The organism is Pseudonocardia sp. P1 (assembly GCF_000178675.2).
Classification (GTDB): Bacteria; Actinomycetota; Actinomycetes; order Mycobacteriales; family Pseudonocardiaceae; genus Pseudonocardia.
On record NZ_ADUJ02000001.1, the window covers coordinates 348,416 to 370,781 of the forward strand.

The 22,366-nt window shown below is 75.4% G+C and carries 19 protein-coding genes; 15 read left to right on the forward strand and 4 right to left on the reverse strand.

Going from position 1 to position 22,366, the window contains the following annotated elements:
• Window positions 1–91: 91 nt before the first annotated feature.
• From PP1_RS01155 to PP1_RS01165, 3 genes are read left to right on the forward strand one after another with little or no spacing between them, the layout of a single operon-like run.
• Window positions 92–1,636, forward strand: coding sequence for a lipopolysaccharide biosynthesis protein (locus tag PP1_RS01155; protein ID WP_139323885.1), 1,545 nt, complete (start codon window positions 92–94; stop codon window positions 1,634–1,636).
• Window positions 1,633–3,735: a hypothetical protein gene (locus PP1_RS01160; RefSeq protein ID WP_170918897.1), complete on the forward strand. Its 2,103-nt coding sequence runs from the start codon at window positions 1,633–1,635 to the stop codon at window positions 3,733–3,735. The genes PP1_RS01155 and PP1_RS01160 overlap by 4 nt, the downstream gene beginning before the upstream one ends.
• Window positions 3,732–4,043 (forward strand): hypothetical protein, encoded by a 312-nt coding sequence (locus PP1_RS01165; protein ID WP_010226858.1) that lies wholly within the window; start codon window positions 3,732–3,734, stop codon window positions 4,041–4,043. The genes PP1_RS01160 and PP1_RS01165 overlap by 4 nt, the downstream gene beginning before the upstream one ends.
• Window positions 4,044–4,121: 78 nt before the next feature.
• Here the strand turns inward: PP1_RS01165 and PP1_RS01170 are convergent, their stop codons facing one another.
• Window positions 4,122–5,594 (reverse strand): NAD-dependent succinate-semialdehyde dehydrogenase, encoded by a 1,473-nt coding sequence (locus PP1_RS01170; RefSeq protein WP_010226856.1) that lies wholly within the window; start codon window positions 5,592–5,594, stop codon window positions 4,122–4,124.
• Window positions 5,595–5,658: 64 nt separating this feature from the next.
• Between PP1_RS01170 and PP1_RS01175 the strand changes: the two genes are divergently transcribed.
• Complete coding sequence (locus PP1_RS01175) at window positions 5,659–6,858, forward strand: acyl-CoA dehydrogenase family protein (protein WP_139324123.1); 1,200 nt, start codon at window positions 5,659–5,661, stop codon at window positions 6,856–6,858.
• Window positions 6,858–7,910 carry an acyl-CoA dehydrogenase family protein gene (locus PP1_RS01180; protein ID WP_075314261.1) on the forward strand — a complete coding sequence of 351 codons (1,053 nt, stop codon included), beginning with the start codon at window positions 6,858–6,860 and terminating at the stop codon, window positions 7,908–7,910. The genes PP1_RS01175 and PP1_RS01180 overlap by 1 nt, the downstream gene beginning before the upstream one ends.
• A 318-nt stretch (window positions 7,911–8,228) precedes the next feature.
• Here PP1_RS01180 and PP1_RS01185 read toward each other — a convergent pair whose 3' ends face one another.
• Window positions 8,229–8,705 (reverse strand): pyridoxamine 5'-phosphate oxidase family protein, encoded by a 477-nt coding sequence (locus tag PP1_RS01185; RefSeq protein WP_010229255.1) that lies wholly within the window; start codon window positions 8,703–8,705, stop codon window positions 8,229–8,231.
• Between the two features lie 139 nt (window positions 8,706–8,844).
• On the opposite strand from PP1_RS01185, the gene PP1_RS01190 reads away from it, so the two are divergent.
• The 10 genes from PP1_RS01190 to PP1_RS01235 all read left to right on the forward strand — a co-directional run bounded on the left by PP1_RS01190 (window position 8,845) and on the right by PP1_RS01235 (window position 20,457).
• Window positions 8,845–10,113, forward strand: coding sequence for an ornithine decarboxylase (locus tag PP1_RS01190; protein WP_010229252.1), 1,269 nt, complete (start codon window positions 8,845–8,847; stop codon window positions 10,111–10,113).
• 64 nt (window positions 10,114–10,177) lie between these two features.
• On the forward strand, window positions 10,178–11,497 hold the full coding sequence (speD, locus tag PP1_RS01195; RefSeq protein ID WP_249265989.1) for an adenosylmethionine decarboxylase: 1,320 nt from the start codon (window positions 10,178–10,180) through the stop codon (window positions 11,495–11,497).
• Between the two features lie 392 nt (window positions 11,498–11,889).
• The gene (locus PP1_RS01200) at window positions 11,890–12,846 is read left to right on the forward strand and encodes an SGNH/GDSL hydrolase family protein (protein ID WP_139316784.1); all 957 of its coding nucleotides are present in this window, start codon (window positions 11,890–11,892) and stop codon (window positions 12,844–12,846) included.
• A gap of 44 nt (window positions 12,847–12,890) precedes the next feature.
• Entirely contained in the window at window positions 12,891–15,335 is a 2,445-nt protein-coding gene (locus PP1_RS01205; RefSeq protein WP_075314260.1) for an FUSC family protein, read from the forward strand.
• A gap of 10 nt (window positions 15,336–15,345) precedes the next feature.
• Window positions 15,346–16,086: an enoyl-CoA hydratase gene (locus tag PP1_RS01210; RefSeq protein WP_010229667.1), complete on the forward strand. Its 741-nt coding sequence runs from the start codon at window positions 15,346–15,348 to the stop codon at window positions 16,084–16,086.
• Window positions 16,087–16,244: 158 nt separating this feature from the next.
• Complete coding sequence (locus PP1_RS01215) at window positions 16,245–16,757, forward strand: L,D-transpeptidase (RefSeq protein ID WP_029239514.1); 513 nt, start codon at window positions 16,245–16,247, stop codon at window positions 16,755–16,757.
• Between the two features lie 118 nt (window positions 16,758–16,875).
• On the forward strand, window positions 16,876–17,217 hold the full coding sequence (locus tag PP1_RS01220) for a BlaI/MecI/CopY family transcriptional regulator (RefSeq protein ID WP_010229669.1): 342 nt from the start codon (window positions 16,876–16,878) through the stop codon (window positions 17,215–17,217).
• Window positions 17,218–17,310: 93 nt separating this feature from the next.
• Window positions 17,311–18,216: a M56 family metallopeptidase gene (locus tag PP1_RS01225; protein ID WP_010229670.1), complete on the forward strand. Its 906-nt coding sequence runs from the start codon at window positions 17,311–17,313 to the stop codon at window positions 18,214–18,216.
• Between the two features lie 52 nt (window positions 18,217–18,268).
• Window positions 18,269–19,645 (forward strand): glutamine synthetase family protein, encoded by a 1,377-nt coding sequence (locus tag PP1_RS01230; protein ID WP_075314258.1) that lies wholly within the window; start codon window positions 18,269–18,271, stop codon window positions 19,643–19,645.
• Between the two features lie 11 nt (window positions 19,646–19,656).
• The gene (locus tag PP1_RS01235; protein WP_075314246.1) at window positions 19,657–20,457 is read left to right on the forward strand and encodes a DUF6885 family protein; all 801 of its coding nucleotides are present in this window, start codon (window positions 19,657–19,659) and stop codon (window positions 20,455–20,457) included.
• A 16-nt stretch (window positions 20,458–20,473) separates the two neighbouring features.
• Here PP1_RS01235 and PP1_RS01240 read toward each other — a convergent pair whose 3' ends face one another.
• Both PP1_RS01240 and PP1_RS01245 read right to left on the reverse strand, forming a co-directional pair.
• Window positions 20,474–21,658 carry an oxygenase MpaB family protein gene (locus PP1_RS01240; RefSeq protein ID WP_075314245.1) on the reverse strand — a complete coding sequence of 395 codons (1,185 nt, stop codon included), beginning with the start codon at window positions 21,656–21,658 and terminating at the stop codon, window positions 20,474–20,476.
• Window positions 21,655–22,263 (reverse strand): TetR/AcrR family transcriptional regulator, encoded by a 609-nt coding sequence (locus tag PP1_RS01245; RefSeq protein ID WP_010234051.1) that lies wholly within the window; start codon window positions 22,261–22,263, stop codon window positions 21,655–21,657. Before PP1_RS01245 ends, PP1_RS01240 begins: the two co-directional genes overlap by 4 nt.
• Window positions 22,264–22,366 lie beyond the last annotated feature (103 nt).

A 22,366-nucleotide genomic window follows, 5' to 3' on the forward strand; every position in this document is an offset into this window, starting at 1 on the left:
TGCGGGTGCCGCCGGTCCCGGCCCGGCCTCCGGTCCCGAGCGGAACCCGGCGGTGCCGGGCCGGCACGCCTCCGACTCCGGGACCCGTGCGATGCCCTCCCGTCCGACGGGCGGCCCCGGCCCGCACGACCCGTACGCCGACCCGACGACGCGGGCGCTGCCGGCCGCGGGGGGTGCCCCGGGCCCCGACACCGGCCCGGACGCGCCGACCCAGCGCCTCGAGCCCGCCCGCGAACGCGTGCGGTCGCGCGAACTCTCCGAGCAGCGCACCGAGTACATCCCGCTCGTGGGCCTGCGCGGCCCGGGCGAGAACCCGCCGCCACCCTCCGACCACGGCCCCGACACCGACGGCGACGACGGCGGGCACGGGAAGAACGGCGGGATCGGCGACGGGATCGCCCTCACCCTCTGCTCCGGCTTCGGCTCGGTCGCCGGCCTGCTCGGCGTCCTGATCGCGGCGCGGATCATGCCGCAGGAGGAGGTCGGCCGGGCCTCGGAGTTCGTGTCGGCGTTCCAGCTGATCGGCGGGATGGCCCAGCTCAACCTGGGTCTCGGCCTGATGCGCTGGCTGCCCGGGGCGGGCCGGAGATCGGTCCGGCTGACCTTCGGCGCGTTGCTGTTGATCATGCCGTTGTCCGGCCTCATCGGCCTGGTGTACGGCGTGATCGTGCCGCGCATCGCCGAGACCGCCGGTGGCGGGAGTCTCGGGCTCGGCCTGCTGGTTCTGGTGCTGACCTGCGCAGGCTGGGGCGTGTTCGTCGTCCACGACTTCGTCATGGTCGCGATCGGGAAACCCTGGGTCGCGGTCTGGCGGAACGGGACGTTCGCCGTCGTCCGGATCGTGCTGCTGCTCGCGCTCGGTGCGTCGCTGCACTCGCAGGCGATGGTCCTGTCCTGGGCGATCCCGGTCGTCCTCTGGGTGGCCGCCGGCACCGCGATGCTCTGGTACATGACGCGGCGGTTCGCCGCGGCCGGCGGTCCCGGCATCGTCCCGAGCCGTGCCGAGGCGATCGCGTTCCTCGCCCCGACGGCCCTGGCCCAGTGCGGGAACGCGCTGCTCTACAACCAGGTGCCGCTGTTCGCGAACATCCGCATGGGCAACGAGATCGGCGCGGTGTTCTTCATCTGCTGGCAGGCGGTGACGGTCATCGACCTCGCCGCCACGTTCTTCACGAACTCGCTGGCCGTGCAGACCGCGCGGGAGCCGCACCGGGCCGACGAGTTCGCCCGGCTCGCGCGGCGTCGCATGCTCCTGTTGTTCCTGCCCGCGCTCGGCGTGGGAGCCGTCCTCGGCTACCCCGTGCTGTCGCTGCTGGGCGAGGGCTACGCGGCCGGTGCGCCGGCCCTGGCCGTCCTGATGGCCGGCCTGCTGTTCCGGCTGCTCGTCGTGTTCGAGCTGGCCCGGCGCCAGGCCGACGGCGACGGCATGGGCTACGCGAAGATCCAGTTGCTCAACACCGGACTGGTCGTCGTCTTCGCCGGCCTGGTCCCGCTGCCCGACCCGGCGACCACGTCCGTCAGCATGGTCATGCTGCCGATGGTGCTGGGCTATGTCGGCGCACAGGTGCTGTGCGCCCTCGCTCTCAGATTCGTCCCGGCGTGGAACCGCCGGCCTTCCACGGAGGTGAAGTCGTGACGTCGGAGACCCGCCGGACGGGCGGCCCCGACCCGTCCGCCCGGTCCCGCGGCGAGCAGGGCCGGGCCGGTCGGACCACGCAGGTCGAGGAGAGCCCGAGCGAACGGACGCAGTTCGTCGCGCCGCCCGGGCCGGACTCGCCCACGACGGCCGTGCGCGGACCCGTTCCGCGCCCGGGCGGCGACGGGCCGGTCCCGCCGCCGCCTCCCGGCCCGGGCGGGCAGCCCCCGCCACCGCCCGGGCCCACCGGGCCGGTCGGCCCGTTGTGGACCTGGGCCGCGCCGGTGCTGGCCGTGCTGGCCGTCGTGCTGCTGCCGCTGGCCGCCGCGACGACCGACCTGTCGGACATGGGCGGCTGGGGTCTCGCCCCGGTCCTCAGCCCGCTGGCCTGGGTCGCGTTGCTCCTGGCGATCGCCTGCTGCGTGGTCGAGCTGTGGTCGCCGCGGCCGCGGATCCCGATGCTCGGCGCCGCGACGGGTGTGCTCGTCCTGTGCTCGACGGGCATGCCGTCGGTCGTGGAGCCGCAGGCCCGGTTCACCACCGCCTGGCTGATCTCCGGCTTCGTGGACGCGGTCTCGGCGAACAACGGTGTCCCGCCCACCGGTGTCGACGCCCGGTTCTACTGGCCGGGGTTCTTCGCCCAGTGGGCCTGGTTCCGTGACGCCGGCGGTGCCGACCAGCTGGACACGATCCTGCGCTGGTACCCGCCGGCCGTCACCGCGGTCTGGGCGATCGGCGTGTACGCGCTCGCCCGCTCGATGCTGGGCGGCACCCGCGCACCCTGGGTGGCCGCGTGGCTGTTCATCGGCCTGAACTGGATCGAGCAGGACTACTTCTCGCCGCAGGCCACCGCGATCGTGCTGCAGCTGACCGTCCTGACCTTCGCGCTCGGCCCGCTGGCGACCCGCCGGGTCGACAACGCCGGCATCGGCGGCTGGCCACGGTCGCACCGCGGTGCGCCACCGCTACCCCGGTGGCGGCGCTGGCTGGTCAGCGCGATGACCCCGCCGAACAGTCCGACGCTGCCGCCCCGGCAGCTGCTGCTGATCTTCTTCTGCGCCGCGCTCTGCGTGATCGCGGTCGCCCCGACGCACCAGCTGACCCCGTTCGCGATCATCGGCCAGCTCGTCGTGCTGGCGCTGGTCGGCCGCTTCCGGGGCCGGGGCCTGGTGTTCATCGCGATCGCTGCGGTCTCGGTGTTCATCCTGATCGCGGCCCGGGACTTCTGGATGACCCAGATCAGCATGATCATCGGCAGCAGCGACGAGGGCGGTGCGCTCGCGGCCGGTGTGGCAGACCGGTTGCAGGGGGATACCGGTCAGCTCGTCGGCAAGGGCCTTCGGATCGCGATGACCGGGCTCATCTACGTCATCGGCTTCGCCGGGGCGTGGGTGTACTGGAAGCGGCGCCGTGACCTGGTGCCGATCCTGCTGGCCGTCATCCCGATGGGCATGGCCGCGGTGCAGAGCTACGGCGGCGAGCTCTTCCTGCGCATCCTGCTGTTCGGCCTGCCGATCCTGACGATCCTCGCGGTCGACGCGCTGCGGGCGTTCGTCCGGGTCGACCGCGCCCGGGAGAAGCTGCTCGCGGTCGCGATGGTCGTGGTCTTCGGGCTGCTGGTCCTGATCCGGGGCGGCAACGAGGCCTATGCCGATGTCACCACCGAGGACGTCCAGATGACCCGGCAGGCCTATGACCAGGCTCCGCCCGGGGCGACCGTGCAGCCGTTGTCCACCATCGGCCCGTACGCGCTGGAAGGCGTCGGCGAGCACAACAACATGGCTTCCGGTGGTGAGGGCTGCGCGATCCTCGCGGCGGACGAGTTCCGGTGCATCGACCAGGTGCAGCCGCAGACGATCCTGTTCTACACGTCGATCGAGAAGCAGGGCATCGTGCTGAACGACCGTCAGCCGGGATGGACGCTCGCGATCCGTCAGCAGCTGATCGCCTCCGGGCAGTACCGAGCCACCTATGAGAACGGGTTCAACGCCGTCCTCGTCCGCAACGAGGTCGCTCCGGCCCCGGGTGTCCCGGCACCGGCCCCGCCGGCCGGGGACGCCCCGGCACCGGCTGCAGGGGAGGAGGTGCCGAACCCGTGACCGGATTCGCACTCACCTGGATCGTGTTCGCCCTCGTGCTCGCCATGTTCGGTGCACGGGCATGGGTGGTGGAGACCAACCGGGGGCGGCTGAGCACCGGTGGGGCCGCCCAACGCACGATGACGGTCGCCGTCGTGGCGTCGGTGGGGCTGCTGATCGTGATGATGGTGGCCAACGGCGGTGGCGAGCTGTTCCAGCTCGTGCTGAACGGGCAGACCGACATCACCGCCCCGGCCGAGCCCATCCCGGGGCAGGACCCGGCCGTGCCGGTGCCCCCGGGCGGGGCGCCGGCTCCTCCGGCGAACTGACCCGCCGCACACGACGAGGCCCGGTACCCGAACTCGGGTACCGGGCCTCGTCGTCCCGGGTCCGCGGACCCCGGGGGATCAGCCGGAGAAGCCGATCGCCACGTACTTGGTCTCGAGGAACTCGTCGATCCCGACGTTGCCGCCCTCGCGGCCGAGCCCGGACTCCTTGACCCCGCCGAACGGCGCCGCCGGGTTCGACACCAGGCCGGTGTTCAGGCCGATCATGCCGCTCTCCAGGTTCTCCGCGATGCGCAGCGCCCGGTTGATCTCACGGGTGTAGACGTAGTTGACCAGGCCGAACTCGGTGGCGTTGGCCGCGTCGAGGGCCTGCTGCTCGGAGTCGACGACCGTGATCGGCGCGACCGGGCCGAAGATCTCCTCGTGGTTGAGCCGGGAGTCGGCGGGCACGTCGGTGAGCACGGTGGGCGGGTAGAAGTAGCCCGGCCCGTCCTGGGCCTTCCCACCGAGTGCGACGCTCGCGCCGTTCGCGACGGCGTCGGCGACCAGGTCGGTGACCTTGTCCCGGCCCTTGGCGTCGATCAGCGGTCCGACGTTGACGCCGTCCTCGGTGCCCCGGCCGACCTTGAGCGCGCCCATCCGCTCGGCCAGCTTGGTCGTGAACTCCTCGACGACGCCGCGCTGGACGTAGAACCGGTTGGCCGCGGTGCACGCCTCGCCCATGTTCCGCATCTTGGCGACCATGGCGCCCTCGACGGCGGCGTCGACGTCGGCGTCGTCGAGCACGATGAACGACGCGTTGCCGCCCAGCTCCAGCGAGCTGCGCAGCACCTTGTCCGCGGCCTGCTCGAGCAGCTTCTTGCCGACCGGGGTGGAGCCGGTGAAGGAGATCTTGCGGGCGCGCCCGTCGCGGATGATCGGCTCGATCACGGCGCCGGCGTCGGTCGCGTTGATGACGTTGAGACCGCCGTCGGGCAGACCGGCGTCGGCGAGGACCTGGGCGAACGCCAGCATCGTCAGCGGCGTCTGCGGGGCAGGCTTGATGATCGACGCGCAGCCGGCCGCGATCGCCGGCGCGATCTTGCGGGTGCCCATGGCGAGCGGGAAGTTCCACGGCGTCACGAACACGCAGACACCGACGGGCTGGCGGATCGTGAGGAACCGGGTCTGCCCGTTCGGCGCGACCTGGTAGCCGCCGTCGATCCGGACGGCCTCCTCGGCGAACCAGCGCAGGAACTCGCTGGCGTAGACGACCTCGCCGCGCGCCTCGGCGACCGGCTTGCCCATCTCCAGGGTCATGAGCAGCGCCAGGTCGTCGGCGCGCTCGTGGAGCAGCTGGTAGGCCCGGTAGAGGATCTCGCTGCGCTGCCGGGGCGGCAGTGCGGCGATCCCCGGCTGGGCGGTGTGCGCGGCGGACAGCGCGTCCATGCCGTCGGCCGGGGAGGCGTCGGCGACCTCGGTCAGCACCTCACCGGTGGCCGGATCCTCGACCTTCGCGGTGGCCCCGTTCGCGGCCGGTCGCCACTGCCCGCCGATGAACAGCCCGGTCGGGACGGCCTCCAGGACCCTGCGCTCGTCAGCATTGGTGGTCATGGCCGCAACGTACCCCGGTGAGAAGCGGCATGGACACCGGCGAGCCGCGCCGTCGTGGGTGATGATGGCGGTCGTGGCAGGAGCAACGACGACGCTGACCAGACTGCCGGAGCTGGTGCCCGACCCGGTGGAGCTGCCGGGGCACCTGGCCGGCCTGCGGGCCGAGGTCCGGGAGTTCCTCGACGCCGAACGCGCGGCCGGGGCGTGGACCCCGCGGGCCGACGTGTGGCTCTCCGGCTGGGACGCCGGCTTCTCGCGACGGCTGGGGGAGCGCGGCTGGCTGGGCATGACGATCCCGGCGGAGTACGGCGGGCACGGCCGCTCCGCGCTGGAGCGCTACGTGGTGACCGAGGAGCTGCTCGCCGCCGGTGCCCCGGTGGCGGCGCACTGGATCGCCGACCGGCAGATCGGGCCCTCGCTGCTCCGGCACGGCACCGAGGAGCAGCGCCGGGCGTTCCTGCCCGGCATCGCCCGCGGCGAGGTCTACTTCGGCATCGGCATGTCCGAACCGGACTCCGGCTCCGACCTCGCGTCGGTACGGACCCGGGCGGAGAGGGTCGACGGCGGCTGGGAGCTGTCGGGCACGAAGGTCTGGACGTCCGGTGCGCACCACGCGCACGCGTTCTTCGCGCTCGTCCGCACCGAGCCCCGCGACGACGGCAACCGGCACGCGGGATTGTCGCAGTTCCTGGTGGAGCTGGACCGGCCCGGCGTCGAGATCCGGCCGATCCCGCTGCTCACCGGCGCGCACCACTTCAACGAGGTGCGGTTCGACCGGGTCTTCATCCCGGACGAGCGGGTCTTCGGCGAGCTGGGCAACGGCTGGGCGCAGGTCACGGGCGAGCTCGCCTTCGAGCGGTCCGGGCCGGAACGCTTCCTCTCGACCTACCCGCTGCTGGCCGCGCTGGTCGGCGAGCTGACGGCCCGCGGTGACGTGGACGCGGGCACCCGCCGGCGCATCGGTTCGCTGGTGTCCCGGGTCTGGACGCTCCGGTCGATGTCGCTCGCCGTCGCCGGAGCCCTGGAGTCGGGGGAGGCCCCCGAACTGGCGGCGGCCCTGGTGAAGGACCTCGGCACGCGCTACGAGAACGAGATTATCGATGCGGCCCGGCTGCTCGTCGACGTCCCGCCGGATCCCGGCGCCGAGGCCGGTTTCGCCCGGCTGCTGGCCGACGCGGTGCTCCACGCACCCGGCTTCACACTGCGGGGCGGTACGAACGAGGTCCTGCGCGGCATCGTCGCGCGGGGGATGGGACTGCGCTGATGGCACGCAACGCCGAGCTGGCCGAGCTGGCGGAGTCGATCTTCGCGGACTCGCACGACAAGGACGCCGCAGGATTCGACGCCGCGGCCTGGAAAGCGTGCGCCGGGTCCGGGCTGACGACGCTCACCGCCCCGGACACGGGCGGAACCCTGGACGACGCCGCCGTCCTCCTGGAGGCGGCCGGGGCCTGGGCGGCGCGGATCCCGCTGGCCGAGACCGACCTGCTCGCGGGATGGCTGGCCCGGGCCGCCGGCGTCACCGTGCCCGACGGGCCGCTGGCCGCGGTGGTCACGGGGCCCGCCCCCGGAGGATCCGGGCCCGGCGGGACCGCCGGGGGGACGCTGACCTCCACCGGTGACACGGTGTCGGGGACCCTCACCCGGGTGCCGTGGGGGCGGTCGCTCGCCGCGGTCGTCGTCCTGGACGGGGACCGGGTGCTGGTGCTGGAAACCTCCGCCGCCGCGGTCACCGAGGGCGTCAACCTCGCCGAGGAGCCGCGGGACACCCTGACCCTGACGGGCGTGACGCCGCTCGCGTCCGGTGCGGCGCCGTCGGGTGCCGCGGAGGAACTCGCGCTGCGCGCCGCGCTGGCCCGGTCGCTGCTGCTCGCCGGTGCCGCCCGCGGGGCGCTCGCCCGGGCGATCGGCTACGCCGGGGAGCGGCAGCAGTTCGGCCGCCCCATCGGGAGGTTCCAGGCCGTGCAGCAGATGCTCGCCGAGGCGGGCTCCGAGGTCGGCGCGGCGTCGGCCGCCTCCGCCGCCGCGGCCCGCACCGCACAGAACGCGGGGTTCGCCGACCCGGCGACCGGGTTCGCCGTCGCCGCCGCGAAGGCCCGGTGCGGGGAGGCCGCCACCGCGGTGGCCCGGATCGCGCACCAGGTGCACGGCGCGATCGGCTTCACCCGGGAGCACGACCTGCGGCTCGTGACGACCCGGCTCTGGGCGTGGCGCGACGAGGACGGCGACGAGTCGTACTGGACCGACCGGGTCGGCACCGCGGCCCTCGCCGCCGGCCCGGACGGCCTGTGGCCCCTGGTGACCGGCCGCCCCTGACCCACCTCGCCACCACCCCGCAGCCCCACAACCCCGCCACCCCGCCGCCCCACCCACCGCTCGCGCACTCGGTCTCCTGGCCCTTCGCGCTCACCGGATCCGAGTCCGCTCGCCCGATCGCGTGAGCATCGCCGCATCCGGTGAGCGTCTCCGGGACAGCGGTCCGTGAGTGAGTGGCCCGCGGATGGGCGGTGCGGGGTGGGCGGTGCGGGGTGGGCGGTGCGGAGCGGGCGGTGGTTCGGGAGGGGTGGGCGTCGGTGGGCGTCGGTGGGTGACTCGGGGCCGGCTCGGGGTGGCTCGGGGCCGGTTCTGTGGCGCTCAGGCCTGGGCGAGCTTGCGGAAGTCCCAGCTGCTGATCTTCTCGGGGCGCAGCCGCAGCCACCCGTGCCGCCCGTCGATCAGGACGTGCCCGCCGGTGTAGCGGTCCGCGAAGCTCTGCTCGACGCGCTCCAGCTCCGGGTTCGGCTCCCCGGTGCGCGGCACCTCGCCGACGATCTCGACCGAGCCGCGCAGCTCGACCCCGCGCAGCTCGTCGTAGGCGTGCCCGGCGTCGACGACGACCGCGATCCGCGGGTCCCGCTCCAGGTCGGTCCACCGCTGGGACCGCGACAGCGAGGTCAGCCACAGCGCCCCGCCGTCGGCGCCGTCCCAGAGGTACCAGAGCGGGGTGGCGTGCGGGCCGTTCGTGCCGTTGGTCGCGACCCGGCAGGTCCGCTCCTCGGCGAGGAACGCGGCGACCTCCTCGGGGGTCATCGCGATCTTCCGTGCGCGGCGTTGCGGCTTCGGTGCGGTCATACCCCGAACCTAGATCACCATCTGCCGCCCCGAGCGTTGCGTCCGGGTCCGCCGGACCGCCCGGGTGTCACGCCCGACGGGTCGTCCGGCTCACCTGGACGGTCGACGGCGGACGTGGGGAGGACCCGGTGCTCGGCGGATGCGCCGGACGGTCCGGCGCCGGCCTGCGGGAGCGGAGGCCCCGCCCGATGGTGACGGCGCCGGCGTCCGGGATCCGCGCGGCGCCCCGCCCGCGCCCGTCCGGAGGGCCCGGGAGAGCATCGGGACCGTGCTCAGCCCCGGTCTCGAGTCGATCCTCGCGCGCCCCCGTCCCACGCCCTTCCTCGCGCTCGACCCGCAGGTCGTGCGGGAACGGCACGCCGCGCTCGCCGCGGCGTTCGGCGACGCGCGGATCCTGTACGCGGTGAAGGCCTGCCCGGAGCCCGCGGTGCTGCGGGTGCTGGCCGACGCCGGTGCCGGGTTCGACGTGGCCTCCCAGAACGAGATCGCGCTGTGCCTGGCCGCAGGCGCCGACCCGGCGTCGTTGCAGCACGGCAACCCGGTGCGCGGTCCCGGCGCCGCGGCCCGCGCGGCCGCCGACGGGGTGCGCCGGTTCGTCACCGACAGCGCCGAGGACGTCGACGCCCTCGCCGCCGAGGTCCCCGGGGCCCGGGTGCAGGTCCGGCTCTCCGTCGACGACGCCGGGTCGGCCACCCCGTTCCACGGCAAGTTCGGGGCGCTGCCCGGCGAGGCCGTCGCGCTGCTCCGCCGCGCGGCCCGGCTCGGGCTGGAACCGGCAGGGGTCACGTTCCACGCCGGGTCGCAGCAGACCCGCCCGGCGACCTACGCCGAGGCGGTCGCCGTCGCCCTCCGGACGGCCGGACGGGCCGGACTGCGCCGTCCCGAGCTGGACCTCGGTGGGGGCTGGCCGGTCACGTACCGCGCGGACGTCCCCGGGCCGGGCGAGTTCGCGGCCGCCGTCCGTGCCGCGGTCGCGGGCGCGGTGGCCGCCGGGCACGTCGACGGCGCCGACCTGCTCCTCGAACCGGGACGCGCGATCGCCGGCCCCGCCGGGGTGCTCCGGGCGACCGTGCTGCGGGTGTCGCGCCGGCCCGGCATCGACCACCGTCGCTGGGTCTACCTCGACGTCGGCCGCTACCAGGGCCTCGCCGAGACCGAGGGGGAGGCGATCGGCTACCCGCTTCGCGTGCCGGGCCGCAGCGGGCCGGACGGGCCGTGCGTGCTGGCCGGCCCCACCTGCGACGGCGACGACGTCATCTACCGGCGGACCCCGGTGGCGCTGCCGGGTGACCTCGCCGCGGGCGACGTCGTCGACCTGCTGCACGCGGGCGCCTACACGTCCAGCTACGCCTCGGTCGGCTTCAACGGGTTCGGCCCGCTCGACGTCGTCGTGGCCGGAACGGCATGAGGCGTGCCACCGCCCGGCGCGCAGAGGGGGCACACGTCCCGCCGGGCGTTTAACGTGTCCGGACGTGTCACTCTCGACTTCGCCGACCCCGCCCGCGCCGTCCGAAGCGGCCGGAGAGCTCCATCCGAGCGTCGCGCTCACCGGATCGGAGAGTCCCGCGCTGCCGAGCACGGCGTCACCGGTGGGCCGGCACGTGCTCGCCGAGCTGGGCGGCATCGCGCCGGCGGTGCTCGACGACGTCGACCGGCTCCGTACCGAACTCGCCGGCGCGCTGACCGAGGCCGGTGCCCAGGTCCGGCAGATCGTCACCGAGCGCTTCGAGCCGCAGGGCGCGACCGTCGTCGCCGTGCTCGCCGAGTCGCACGCGTCGATCCACACCTGGCCCGAGCACGGCGGCATGCACGTCGACGTGTTCACCTGCGGTGAGAGCGCCGACCCGGTCGCGGCCGTGCGGAACCTCGCCGCGCGGGTCGACGCGTCCGACACCGCCCTGCAGGTCGTCGACCGCGGCGGCGCCCCGCGCACCGTCACCGAGCCGATCTCCGACGACCTGACCCGGCGCTGGCAGCTCGGCACCGTGCATCACGTGTCGCACACCGGGTTCCAGAAGGTCGTCGTCGCCGACACCGCGCACGGCGTCACCCTGTTCTGCGACGACGAGCGCCAGTCCGCCGAGCACACGCAGCTCACGTACCACGAGGCACTCGTCTGGCCGGGCGCGCTGCTGGCCCGCACCCTGGACCGGGTGCTGATCGTCGGCTCGTCCGAGGGGGTCGCGTCCGAGATGGCCGTCGCCGCGGGTGCCCGGCACGTGGACCACGTCGACATCGACACCGAGGCCGTCCGGATCTGCGCCGAGCACCTGCCCTACGGCTACACACCCGAGACGCTCGCCGCGGCCGAGCGCGGTGACGGCCCGGTCCGGCTGACCTACGCCGACGGCAGGCGGTTCGTGCTCGACGCGACCGAGCACTGGGACCTGATCCTCGTCGACCTCCCCGACGAGCGGCCCGACGAGCCCGACGCCCAGATCAACCGGCTCTACGACGAGGAGTTCGTCCGGGCCTGCTCGCGACGGCTGACCGAGGGCGGCGTGCTCGTGTTCCAGGCCGGTAGCCCCGCCGTCTGGCGCGACGCGACCCTGCGCGCGGCCTGGCAGCGCTTCCGGTCCGTGTTCGGCGAGACCGGCGGGCGCGGGGTCTACATCGGCTGCGAGGAGCACGAGTGGGCGTTCCTGGCCGGGGTCCGCGAGCCGCTCGACGACCCCGGTGCGACGGCCGCCGCCCGCCTCGCGGAGATGCCCTCGCGTCCCGCCCTGTGGGACGAGGTGTCCCTCCGCCACCGCCTCGTCGCGCCGCTGGCGCTGCGCCGCCTGGGGGAGTGAGCCGAGCACCCCGCCGCTCCGGCCGCCCGTTCCGCGGCCCGGAGCACCCCGTCGCCCGGTGCCGCACCCCTCGCAGCGGGTGCGGCACCCGGGTACGGAGTGCCGGGCCCGGGGAACGGGTGCGGCACTCCGGCACGAGGTGCCGGGCCCAGGGGTGCGGCACCCGGGCACGGGGTGCCGGGCCCAGGGACGGTGTGCGGTGGCCGGGGACGGGTGTGCGGCGGGGGAGGAGAGCGCGTCCCGGTCACCGGTGGCGTACGTGGCGTAACCGCGGCTCCCGATGATCGTTGGGCGGGACAGGCCGGTGCGGTGAGCTCCGGTCCCCCCCACGACCGGAGGTCCGAGAGCTCGTGCGCCGTCCCCGTCCCGCCCGGTGGCTCGCCGTGGCGACCATGACCCTGCTGAGCTCGGCGGGGATGGGTGCTCTCGCTCCCGCCCAGGCGGAGGCCCCGACGACGTTCGCCGAGACGACGATGTCGGCGCGCAACCTGGACACGGCCCCGGTCGGGCGCTACGTCGCCCTCGGCGACTCGTACGCGGCCGGGCCGCTCGTGCCGCTGCAGACCGGGCAGCCCGCCGGGTGCCTGCGCTCGGACCACAACTACCCGTCGGTGCTGGCCCGCTCGGCCGGCTTCGCGGACTTCACCGACGTCTCGTGCAGCGGCGCGACCACCGAGGACATGACCGCCGCGCAGGAGGTGAAGCTCGGCCCGAACCCGCCGCAGCTCGACGCGCTGGACGGCTCGGAGTCCCTGGTCACGCTCACCATCGGTGGCAACGACATCGGCTTCGGCGAGATCATCCAGGAGTGCGCGACGCGGTCGTCGACGAACCTGCTCGGCTCCGCCTGCAAGGACTTCTACACCGAGGGCGGTGACGACCAGCTCGCCGCGCGCATCGACGACGCCTCCTCGAAGGTCGCCGACGTGCTCTCCGAGATCCGGGACCGGGCGCCCGCCGCGCGGGTCGCCGTCGTCGGGTACCCGTCGATCCTCCCGGACACCGGCCCCGGCTGCTACCCGGTCGCGCCGTTCAGCGCCGGCGACACGGCCTACCTGCGGGACACCGAGAAGCTGCTCAACGGGATGCTCGCCGAGCAGGCCGCCGAGGCGGGCCTCGACTACGTCGACACCTACGGCCCGACGGTCGGCCACGACATCTGCCAGCTCCCCGGCGTGAAGTGGACCGAGGGGCTCGTCCCGACCTCGCCCGCGGCACCCGTGCACCCGAACGCGCAGGGGATGCGGGCGATGGCGGCCGCGACCGGCGCGGTGATCGGCGTCCCGGTGGCTGCGCCGTCCTCGCAGCCGGTCCCGGCCGAGGCCGCGGCCGCCCGCACGAACGGCTGACGACACCCGGTCCACTGTCGGGGCGGCGTGTCAGACTCGCCGCCGTGAGCGGGTGGACGAGCGGGCAGAGGCCCGCGTGGTGGGCCGAGCTGCGCTCCCGGGCGGCGGCCGTCGATCCCGGGCACACCCGCCTGCACCTCGCGTCGGTGGCGACGGCGTCGATGATGACCGCCGCGCTCGTCATGAGCGGGCTGCGGGCGCTCACCGGGCAGCCGGTGACGATCGTGCTGTTCGCCGTCGTGCTGGCGATGGTCGGCAACCTCGCGGTGAACGAGCCGGAGCTGCGCCGCCGCCGGGTGACGACGGCGCTCATGGTGCTCCCGGCCTGCGCCTCGGCGACGCTCTCGGCGCTGCTGTCCGGGCACCGGGTCGTCGCGGACGTCGTGTTCGTGCTGGTCATGATCGTGGCCGTCGCGGTCCGGCGGTGGGGCCCGCGCGGCGTCGCCCTCGGCATGGCCGCGTTCATGCCGTACTTCTTCGTGCAGTTCCTGCAGGCCGGGCCCGCCCAGCTGCCCTACCTGCTGGCCGGCGCGGTGGTCGGCATCGGCAGCACGTTCCTGCTGCGCTGCGTGGTGTTCACCCGCCGGGTCGAGGTCGTGCTCGAGGCGCTCGTGCGGTCCTTCGAGGCCCGCCTGCACGTGCTGCTGCTGGCCGCCGTCGACGTCCTCGAGGAGCCGGGCGGTCTCGCCGACCCGGATCTCGATCCGCTGCTCCGTGCGCAGGCCCGGCTCAACGCGACGGCGCTGGCCGTCGCGGACCGCCTCGACGACGCCGACGACGACCCGGCCGCCCGGCGCCCGGTGTACCTGCCCGGCGGCGCCCGTCCCGGCGGACCGGACGACGCCGAGACCGAGATCGCCGGGCTGCGGCAGTGGATCGTCGACTCCGAGCTGGCCGCCGAGCGGGTCGCGATGTCGATCCGGCGGACCGTCGAGCACCACGACCCGATCCCCGGCCCGGACCGCGAGGCGCTCGCGGCGGGGGTGCGGGCGCTGGCCGCGGCGACGGCCGTCGGGACTCCGCGCGCGATCGCCGCGAGGCTCTACCAGGAGGCTCGGGAGGCGGTCGGCGAGATCGTCGGACGGCCCGGTGGCACCGGGGCGGAGGCCCGCGAGCAGCGGATCGGGTTCGCCGTGCTCCGGCTCGCCGACGCCGTGCAGTCCACCATCGAGGAGGCGTGGCGGGGGATCGCGCGGCGCCGCGACGCACCCGGGGAGGACCCCTCCGACGACGACACCGGGGGCGCGGGCCTGCAGGGCGGGCCCGAGCTGCACACCCGGCAGGCGGTGCAGGTGGGCGTCGCGACCAGCCTCGCGATCGTCGTCGGCGAGCTGATCTCCCCGGCGCGCTGGTACTGGGCGGTGATCGCGGCGTTCGTCGTGTTCGCCGGTACCGCGAGCCGCGGTGACGTCCTCAGCCGCGGCTGGGCCAGGGCGGTCGGGACCGCGGGCGGGGTGGTCGCCGGGATGCTGCTGGCGCTGCTCGTCGCCGGGAACCTCGTCGCCAGCCTCCTGCTGCTCTTCGCCTGCGTGTTCCTGGCGCTGTACCTGGTCCGGATCTCGCAGGCCATGATGGCGTTCTGGATCACCGCGGTGCTGGCGCTGCTCTACGGCGTGATCGGCCAGTTCAGCGTGGAGACGATGCTGCTGCGGGTCGAGGAGACCGTGGTGGGCGGCGCGCTCGGCATGCTCGCCGCCTACCTGATCCTCCCCACCCGGTCCCGGACGGCGTTCGCCGAGGCGCTCGACGACGCGCTGACGGCCGTGGACGTCTCGCTGCGGTGCTCGGTGGACCGGGCGCTGGGCCGGCCGGGGGAGAATCCGCTGGAGAAGGCGCGGGAGGTCGACGAGGCCGTCGCCACCGTCCGGGAGCGCGCCCGGCCGCTGGAGCACCCGGTCGCCCGCAGGCCGCTGCGCCGCGGGGTGCACCACACCGTGCGGGTGGTCGGCGCGCTGGACCACTACACCCGGCTGCTCGCCGCGCAGGCCGCCGTCGCACACGTCCCGGAGTGGGCCACGACCCTGGACCCGGCCACCGACCGGGTCCGGCAGAACGTCGACGGCCTGCGCCGGATCCTCGTCGACGGCTGGGGCCCGGCGGCCCGCCGCGAGCACGCCCCGGGCACGAGTCCCGCCGACTACGGCGTCGGGTCCGCCGAGGACCTGATCGACGCCGCGGAGGCCGACGCGGCGTCCTCCGGTCCCGCGACCGGCCGGACCGGCGGGGCGGTGGACCCCTTCGGCGCGCTGCCCGCGGGCCACGGTGCCACGGACACCGCGGGCTGGGTCGCACCGGCCGATCCGCGGACCCGCGACAGTGCCGCCGGCGCCCCGCCCGGGGACCGGCTCCGGCGGCTCGCGGCCGCCCGGCTGCTGCGGCGGATCGACCAGCTCGCCGTCGGGCTCGCCCGGGAGCTGAGCGGCGGGACCCGGCACGAGGCGCCGGAGCCCCGGACCGGGACCGACGGGACCCGCAGCGGCCCGGGTTAGGCTCCGGTGCGTGATCACCGTGAGCACCACCGACGGCGTCGGGCTGATCGAGCTGAACCGCCCCGAGCGGCGCAACGCGCTGGACATCGCCACCTGCAGGCAGCTCGTCGGGGCGGCGGAGCAGGTCCGCGCGGACGGGGCGCGGGCGGTCGTCGTCGCGGGGAACGGTCCGGCGTTCTGCTCCGGGGCCGACTTCGGCGAGGTCTACACCGAGGAGTTCCTCGACGCCCTCTACGCGGGCCTGCACGCGGTCGCCGACCTGCCGATGCCGGTCGTCGCAGCGGTCACCGGCCCCGCGATCGGCGGTGGCCTGCAGCTCGCGCTGGCCTGTGACCTGCGAGTCGCGGCCCCCGAGGCCGTGTTCGGGCTGCCGACGGCGCGGCTCGGGCTCGCCGTCGACCCCTGGACGATCGAGCGGCTGGTGCAGATCGCCGGCGGGGGCACCGCACGGAGCCTGCTGCTCGCCTGCGCGACGCTCGACGCGACGACGGCGCACGCCCGCGGACTCGCCGACACCCTCGGCGACCGGGACACCGCCCTGGCACTGGCCGCCGACATCGCCACGATGGCCCCGCTGACCCTGGCCTACAACAAGCGGACCGCGAACGCGTTCGGCCGCGGCGGGGACACCGCGCCCGGTGTCGTCGCCGACCTGCAGGCCGAGTTCGACGCCTGCTGGCAGGCCGAGGACATCACCGAGGGCCGGACGGCCCGCGCGGAGAAGCGCGCGCCCGCCTTCCGGGGCCGCTGACGCCCGTCCGGACGCGTGCGGACCCCCCGCACGGATGAAGATCCTCTTCGGCTACCCTCCGGAAGCAGATGATCGCGGAGGGCGTCGAGTCCGCGTGGTCGTCGCCCCGGAACGGACGGCAGTCGCCGCCGGCCGGGCTCGACAGGAGGACGGGACGGATGCAGCGACGGATCCGGCGTGGCCGGTGGATCGGTTCCCTGGCCGGGGTGCTGGCGCTGGCCGCCGCACTCACCGCGGGCGTCGCGATCGCCGAGCCGTCGTCCGACTCGGCCGAGCCGGCCCCCGCGTCCGCACCGCAGGTCGCCTCCGGTGCGCTCGTCCCGGGCACGCCGTGCACGGCGTCGGCGCGGGCGTGCGTGGACGTCGCCGCCCGCTCGACCTGGCTGATCGAGGACGGCGCCGTCGTCACCGGGCCGGTGCCGATGCGCCCCGGCGACGCGTCCGACCCGACCCCGCGCGGGACGTTCGGCGTGCAGTGGAAGGCCGAGCAGTGGACCAGCCGGGAGAGCTGGACGCAGATGCCCTGGTCGGTGTTCTTCGCCGAGGGCGGCGTCGCCTTCCACCAGGGCCGGATGGACACGCCGTCGGCGGGGTGCGTGAAGCTCGACGAGGCGAACGCGAAGGTCTGGTTCGACGGCCTCCAGGTCGGCGACCAGGTCCAGGTGCACTGAGCCTCCTGTCCGCACCGGACCATGGGTGACCGGCGGATGTCCTGCCGTGCAACCGGGTGTGACGTTTCTCCCGGAGCCTTTCTACACACCGTAGAACGGTTCGCGTAGGATGAGCTGCGTGACGAGTCTGGGGGAGCTGGAGCGAGCGGTCATGAACGTCCTGTGGGAGACCGACCGGGACATGACCGCGCGTGAGGTGCAGGACCAGCTCGCCGACCGGGACCTGGCCACCACCACCGTGCTCACGGTGCTGGGCCGCCTCGAGCGCAAGCAGCTGGTGCAGCGGATCCGCGACGGCCGGGCGCACCACTACCGCCCGGTGGCCAGCCGCGAGGACCACGTGGCGGAGCTGATGAGCGACGCCCTGGACGACGCGTCCGACCGTGGCGCCGCGCTCGCCCGCTTCCTCGGAACGATGTCCGACGAGGAGCGCTCGCGGCTCCGGGACCTGCTGGGCTGAGCGCACGCGGCCACCGGTCCGGCCGCCCGGCTCCCCGTTGTATCGGAGGGGTCGTGCAGCGCGCCGCCGCAGGTTCGGCCACGATGTGACGCGATGGAGCTGATCGCGCTGGGACTCGGGCTGCTCGGCCTGGCACTCGCCGAGCCGTTCAGCCGTGCGCTCGCGGGGGCCCGCTGGCCCGCGCGGGACCCGGTGGGGGCCCTGCTGCTGTGGCAGGCCGTCGGGCTCGGCGGGGGGATCTCGCTGTTCGGTGCCGGGCTGGCCTACGGGCTGTCCCCGATGGGCGACAGCCTCCCGGCCGCGGCGTGGGCGTTCCGGGAGTCGCTCGCGTCGGGCGGCTGGCCCGCCGCGATGGACCCGCTGCACGTGGGCGCGCTGCTGATCGCGCTCGGCCTGCTGATCCGGCTGCTGGCGGTCCTGGTCGTCACCACGGTCCGGACGCTGCGGGCCCGCCGCCGCCACCGCGACCTGCTCGACGTCCTCGCCACCCCCTGGCCGTACGCCTCCGGTACCCGCGTGCTCGACCACCCGGTCCCGGTCGCCTACTGCCTGCCCGGGCGCAGCTCGCGGCTCGTCGTGTCGGCCGGGGTGCTGGACGCCCTCGACACCCCCGGTGTCGTCGCCGTCCTCGCCCACGAGCGCGCCCACCTGCGGGAACGGCACGATCTGGTGGTCCTCCCGTTCGTCGCGTGGGGCGCGACGGCGCCGTTCGTGCGCGGGATGGTGTGCGCCCAGCTCGCCGTCGCCCGGCTGATCGAGATGCGGGCCGACGACGTCGCCCGCAAGCTGTGCGACCCCACCGAGCTGGCGACGGCGCTCAAGGCCGTCGGCGGGTCGGCCCCGGCGGCGGCGCTGTCGTCGTTCACCGACGCGCTGGAGGCCCGGATCGACCGGGTCACCGCCCCGCCGGCGCCGCTGCCCGCGGCGGTGCGGTGGCTGGTCCGTGTGGTCGCGGTGGCACTCGTCGCCGGGCCGCTGTGGCTGCTGCTGGCCCCCTGATCACGGCCCGCGGGGCCCCCTGATCACAGCTCGCGCCGATACGCTGCCCGGCATGACGCTGCCCGACGCGCACGGGTTCGAGGGCCGTACCCGTGCACTGGCCGACCGGGGCGTGGTCGGTGTGACGATCGGCTGGGCCGACAACAACGGCGTCCTGCGCTCGCGCACGGTGCCGGTCGAGAGCCTGTCCGACGTGGCCCACCGCGGTGTCGGGGTGACGTCGCTGTTCGCCGTCTTCGACACCGGCGACGCCATCACGTTCGACGCGCCCGGGATCTCGACCCCGTCCGGCGACGTCCGGCTGGTCCCGGCGGCCGGCCCGGACGCCGTCGTCCCGCTCGCCCGGCGGCGTGGTCTGGGCTGGTCGCCGGGCCGGCTCGTCGCCGACGACGGGGCGGCCTGGCCGTACGACCCGCGCGGGGTCCTCGAACGGCAGCTCGCCGCCGCCGACCGGGCCGGCGTGACCGTGCGCGCCGGGTACGAGCTCGAGTTCGCGCTCTACCTCGACGACGGCGCCGAACCCCCGGTGCCCGCCTTCACCGGACCGGTCTACGGGCCGAACGCGCTGGTCGGCCTGGACGGCTTCGTCACCCGGCTGCTCGGCGACCTGCGCGACAACGGGGTCCCGGTCGGGCAGTTCCACGCCGAGTTCGGGCCCGCCCAGATCGAGCTGAGCATCGAGGCCGCCGATCCGCTCACGGCCGCGGACCGCCAGCTGCTGGCCCGCCAGACGGTGCACGCCGCCGCGGCCGCGCACGGGTTCCGGGCGAGCTTCGCGCCCCTGCCGTCGACGTCGTCGGCGGGCAACGGCTGGCACCTGCACACCTCGGTCTCCCGCGGCGACGTGCCCCTGCTCGCCGGTGGTGAGGGCCCGGCGGGGCTGACCGGCGACGGGTCCGCGTGGCTGGCCGGGCTGCTCCGCGACCTGCCCGCCGTCGCCGGGGTGACCGCGCCGAGCGTCGGGTCGCTGCACCGGCGCCGTCCCGGCCACTTCGCCGCCGCGTACGCGTTCTGGGGCGTGCAGAACCGGGAGGCGGCGCTGCGGATGGTCCCGGCGACCGGACTGCTCGGTGCGGCGCACGCGAACGTCGAGCTGAAGGTCTCCGACGCCTCCGCCAACCCCTACCTCGCCCAGGCCGTGGTCATCGGCGCCGGGCTGGCGGGGCTGGCCGACCGGCCCCCGCTGCCGGACCCGGTGCAGAGCGATCCCGGTACGTGGACCGCCGCCGAGCGCGACGCCGCCGGGATCGTCGCGCTGCCCGCCACACCGGAGGAGCAGGCAGCCGCGCTGCACGCGAACCCGCGGATCACCGGGGTGCTGGGGGAGGAGCTCACCGGGGCGTTCCGCGCCGTGCGGGCCTCCGACGCCGCGTCCGCCGAGGGCCGGGCGGTCGACGACGTGCTGGCCGCGCTCCGCTTCCGGTACTGACGGCCCCGCCCATGGCCTTCGTGCCCTTCACCGCGGTCGACCTGCTCCTGGCCGAGCACGCCGCGGCACTGCCCCAGCCCGACCAGCTGTGCGGGCCGTTCGTGGCGCGGCTCGCGGTCTCGGCGCTGACCGGAGCACCGGTCCCGGACGTGACGGCGTTCGCCCGCGCGGCCGGGAGCGCCGTCCTCGCCGAGGACGTCGTGTCCGCCCGGCCGCCCACCGCCCCGTCGCGGACCGACGCCTGGACGGGCGTCGGCCGGACCGCGTCGGCCGAGCGCGCCGGGACGTCGGCGCCCGGCGTCGGCCGCGCCGTCGAGGAGCTCTCCGGCGGCGCGCTCGCGGCGGTCCCGGCCACCGGGACGTGGAGCGCCGACCGGCTGCGCGTCCTGCTCGACAACGTCGTCGGCATCCCGCTGCTGCCGATCGCGAACGTCCTGACCAGGTGGTTCGTCTCGTCGCACACCCCGGCGGAGGATCTCGAGGCGTTCCTGGAGACCGGCGACGACAGCGGGCTGCCGCGCGCGGACTGGCGGGTCGGGCACTTCGTCGTGCTCTACGGCCGGGAGGACGGCCCGGGCGGGACGCTGCTCGCCGTCGCCGACACCTACCCGCAGCTCGGCGAGCGGGGGACGCACCGCCAGCCGTTGCCGCGGGTCGCGGCGGCGCTGGCCCGCCGCCGTCGCCGGGCGGGTGGCCTGGTGCTCGTCACCCCCGCGGACCGGCGGGGGGAGGCCGAGGCCGCGGTGCGGGCGGCCGGCATGCGGGTCGAGTGGTGGGACAACGGCACCCCGGACCCGGGGCCGGCGGACTGACCCCTGGTGGGCGTCGTCAGCTCCGGGCGGGTTCGGACGTGTCCGGCCGGTACGTCTGGAACAGCGCGGGGGCGCCGTCCGCGGCGAGGATCGCGCGGGTCGCGGCGACGTGACGGGCCCGGGTCCGTTCCAGCGCGCCGGGCCGTCGGCGGATCCACGCCCGCCGGGCCCGCACCACGCGCGCACCGGCGCCGAGGAGCGCATCGAGCCCGGCGTTGCGGCGCAGACCCAGCGCGTCCGCGGTGGCCGGCCCGTGGAAGCGGCGGCCCAGGACCTCCAGCAGGAGCCGCCCGGCCGGGAGCGGGAGCCGCAGCGGCTCGCGCAGCAGCCCCGCGACGGCGTCGACGGTGGCGGCCGCGAGCGTGCGGGACTGCGGGGCGAGCGGCCCGGTGACGGCGCCGACGAGCGCGTCGAGCCGGGCGGCCCCCGCGTGGCCGGTGATCCCGTCGAGCAGCTCCGGCTCGATGCCGAGCTGGTGGGCGAGCACCTGCCAGTAGGCGTACACCTCGGCGGTCTCCGGACCGGTGAGCCCGAAACCGATGGTCTCCTCGGCGGTCAGCGAGACGAGAGTGAAGTCGAGCCAGGTCCGGGCGAGGTCGATCTGGTTGATCGCGACACCGTGCACCGTCTCGTCGTAGCCGCGGGTGCGGGCGAGCTCCCGCATGTGCGCGTGCAGCATCCGGACCTGCAGCGTCGTGATGTAGCCGGGGCTGCCGGGACGCAGCCCACCGGGCAGGGTCGCCGAGAGCAGCCAGCGGCCGGTCTCGGCGAGACGGCGCTCCGCACCGTCGACGAGCCGGCCCGTGGTGTCGAGCAGGACCGCGATCGACGGCGATCCGTAGGTGCGCAGCAACGCCCCGGCGGACAGCGAGAGGGTGTGCACGGGCGGCGGTGAGGTGAACAGCGGCCGCGCACCGGTGTCGAGCAGCGCCGGGTCGGCGCCCGGGGGCAGCGACTCCGCCGACGCCAGCAGTGCGGCGACGGCGGGCGGTGGGTCCTCCAGCGCGGCGAGCCCCTCCCGGATGCCGAGATCGAGCCGGGCACGGACCTCGCGACCGCCGTCCCGGATCTCGGCGACGACGGCGTCCGCGAGCGGGTCACCGGTGCGCAGCGCGCGCCCGGCCATCTCGGCCCGCTCCGCACCGACGCGTGCGGCGAGATCGGTGCGGGTGATGCGGCCGGTGGGCCAGTGCGTGCTCACGAGCGTTCTCCCTCCGCGGTCCGCGCGGGTTCCCGGGCCAGGCCGTGGCTGTCGAGGAGGCGGGCCATGTGGTCGCGGATCCGGGCCGGATCCGGTTCGGCCGGGTCGAGCGCACCGAGGGTGGCCAGCCCGACCACCGAGGCGAACAGCTCGCGGGCCCGGTCCCGGTTGCCGAGGTGGTCCTGGATCAGGTCGACGACGGCGTCCTGCCCGCCGGGCGGCGCCACCCGGCCGGGATCGCGGGCGGCGCGGATCCGCAGCTCCAGCATGGTCAGGTACGCCCGACGACCCGGGCCGAGCAGGTCGACGAGGTAGGTCGTGCAGGCGTCGAGCAGGGTGAGCTCGCCGGCCCGGCTGCGCCGGGTCAGGTCCGCGAGCCGTGCGGTCGACCGGTCGTCCAGCTCCGCGACGACGGCGGCGAGCAGGTCCGCGACCGTGCCGAAGTGGTAGGTGGCCGACGCGGGGGAGACCCCGGCCCGGGACGCGACCTCGCGCAGGGTGAGCCGGTCGAACCCGCCGGTGGTGACGACGTCGACGGCTGAGTCGACGAGTGCGCGGCGGGTGTCCGCACCGCGACGGCGACGCCCGTCCCGCGTGCCCTCCATCGGTCCTCCCGGAGCCGCCCGACAAACTATCTGTACAGCCAGACAGTATTCTCTGCCGCCGGGCCGGCGCACCGTGGCGCCGGTCACCCCGGACCTTCCGCCC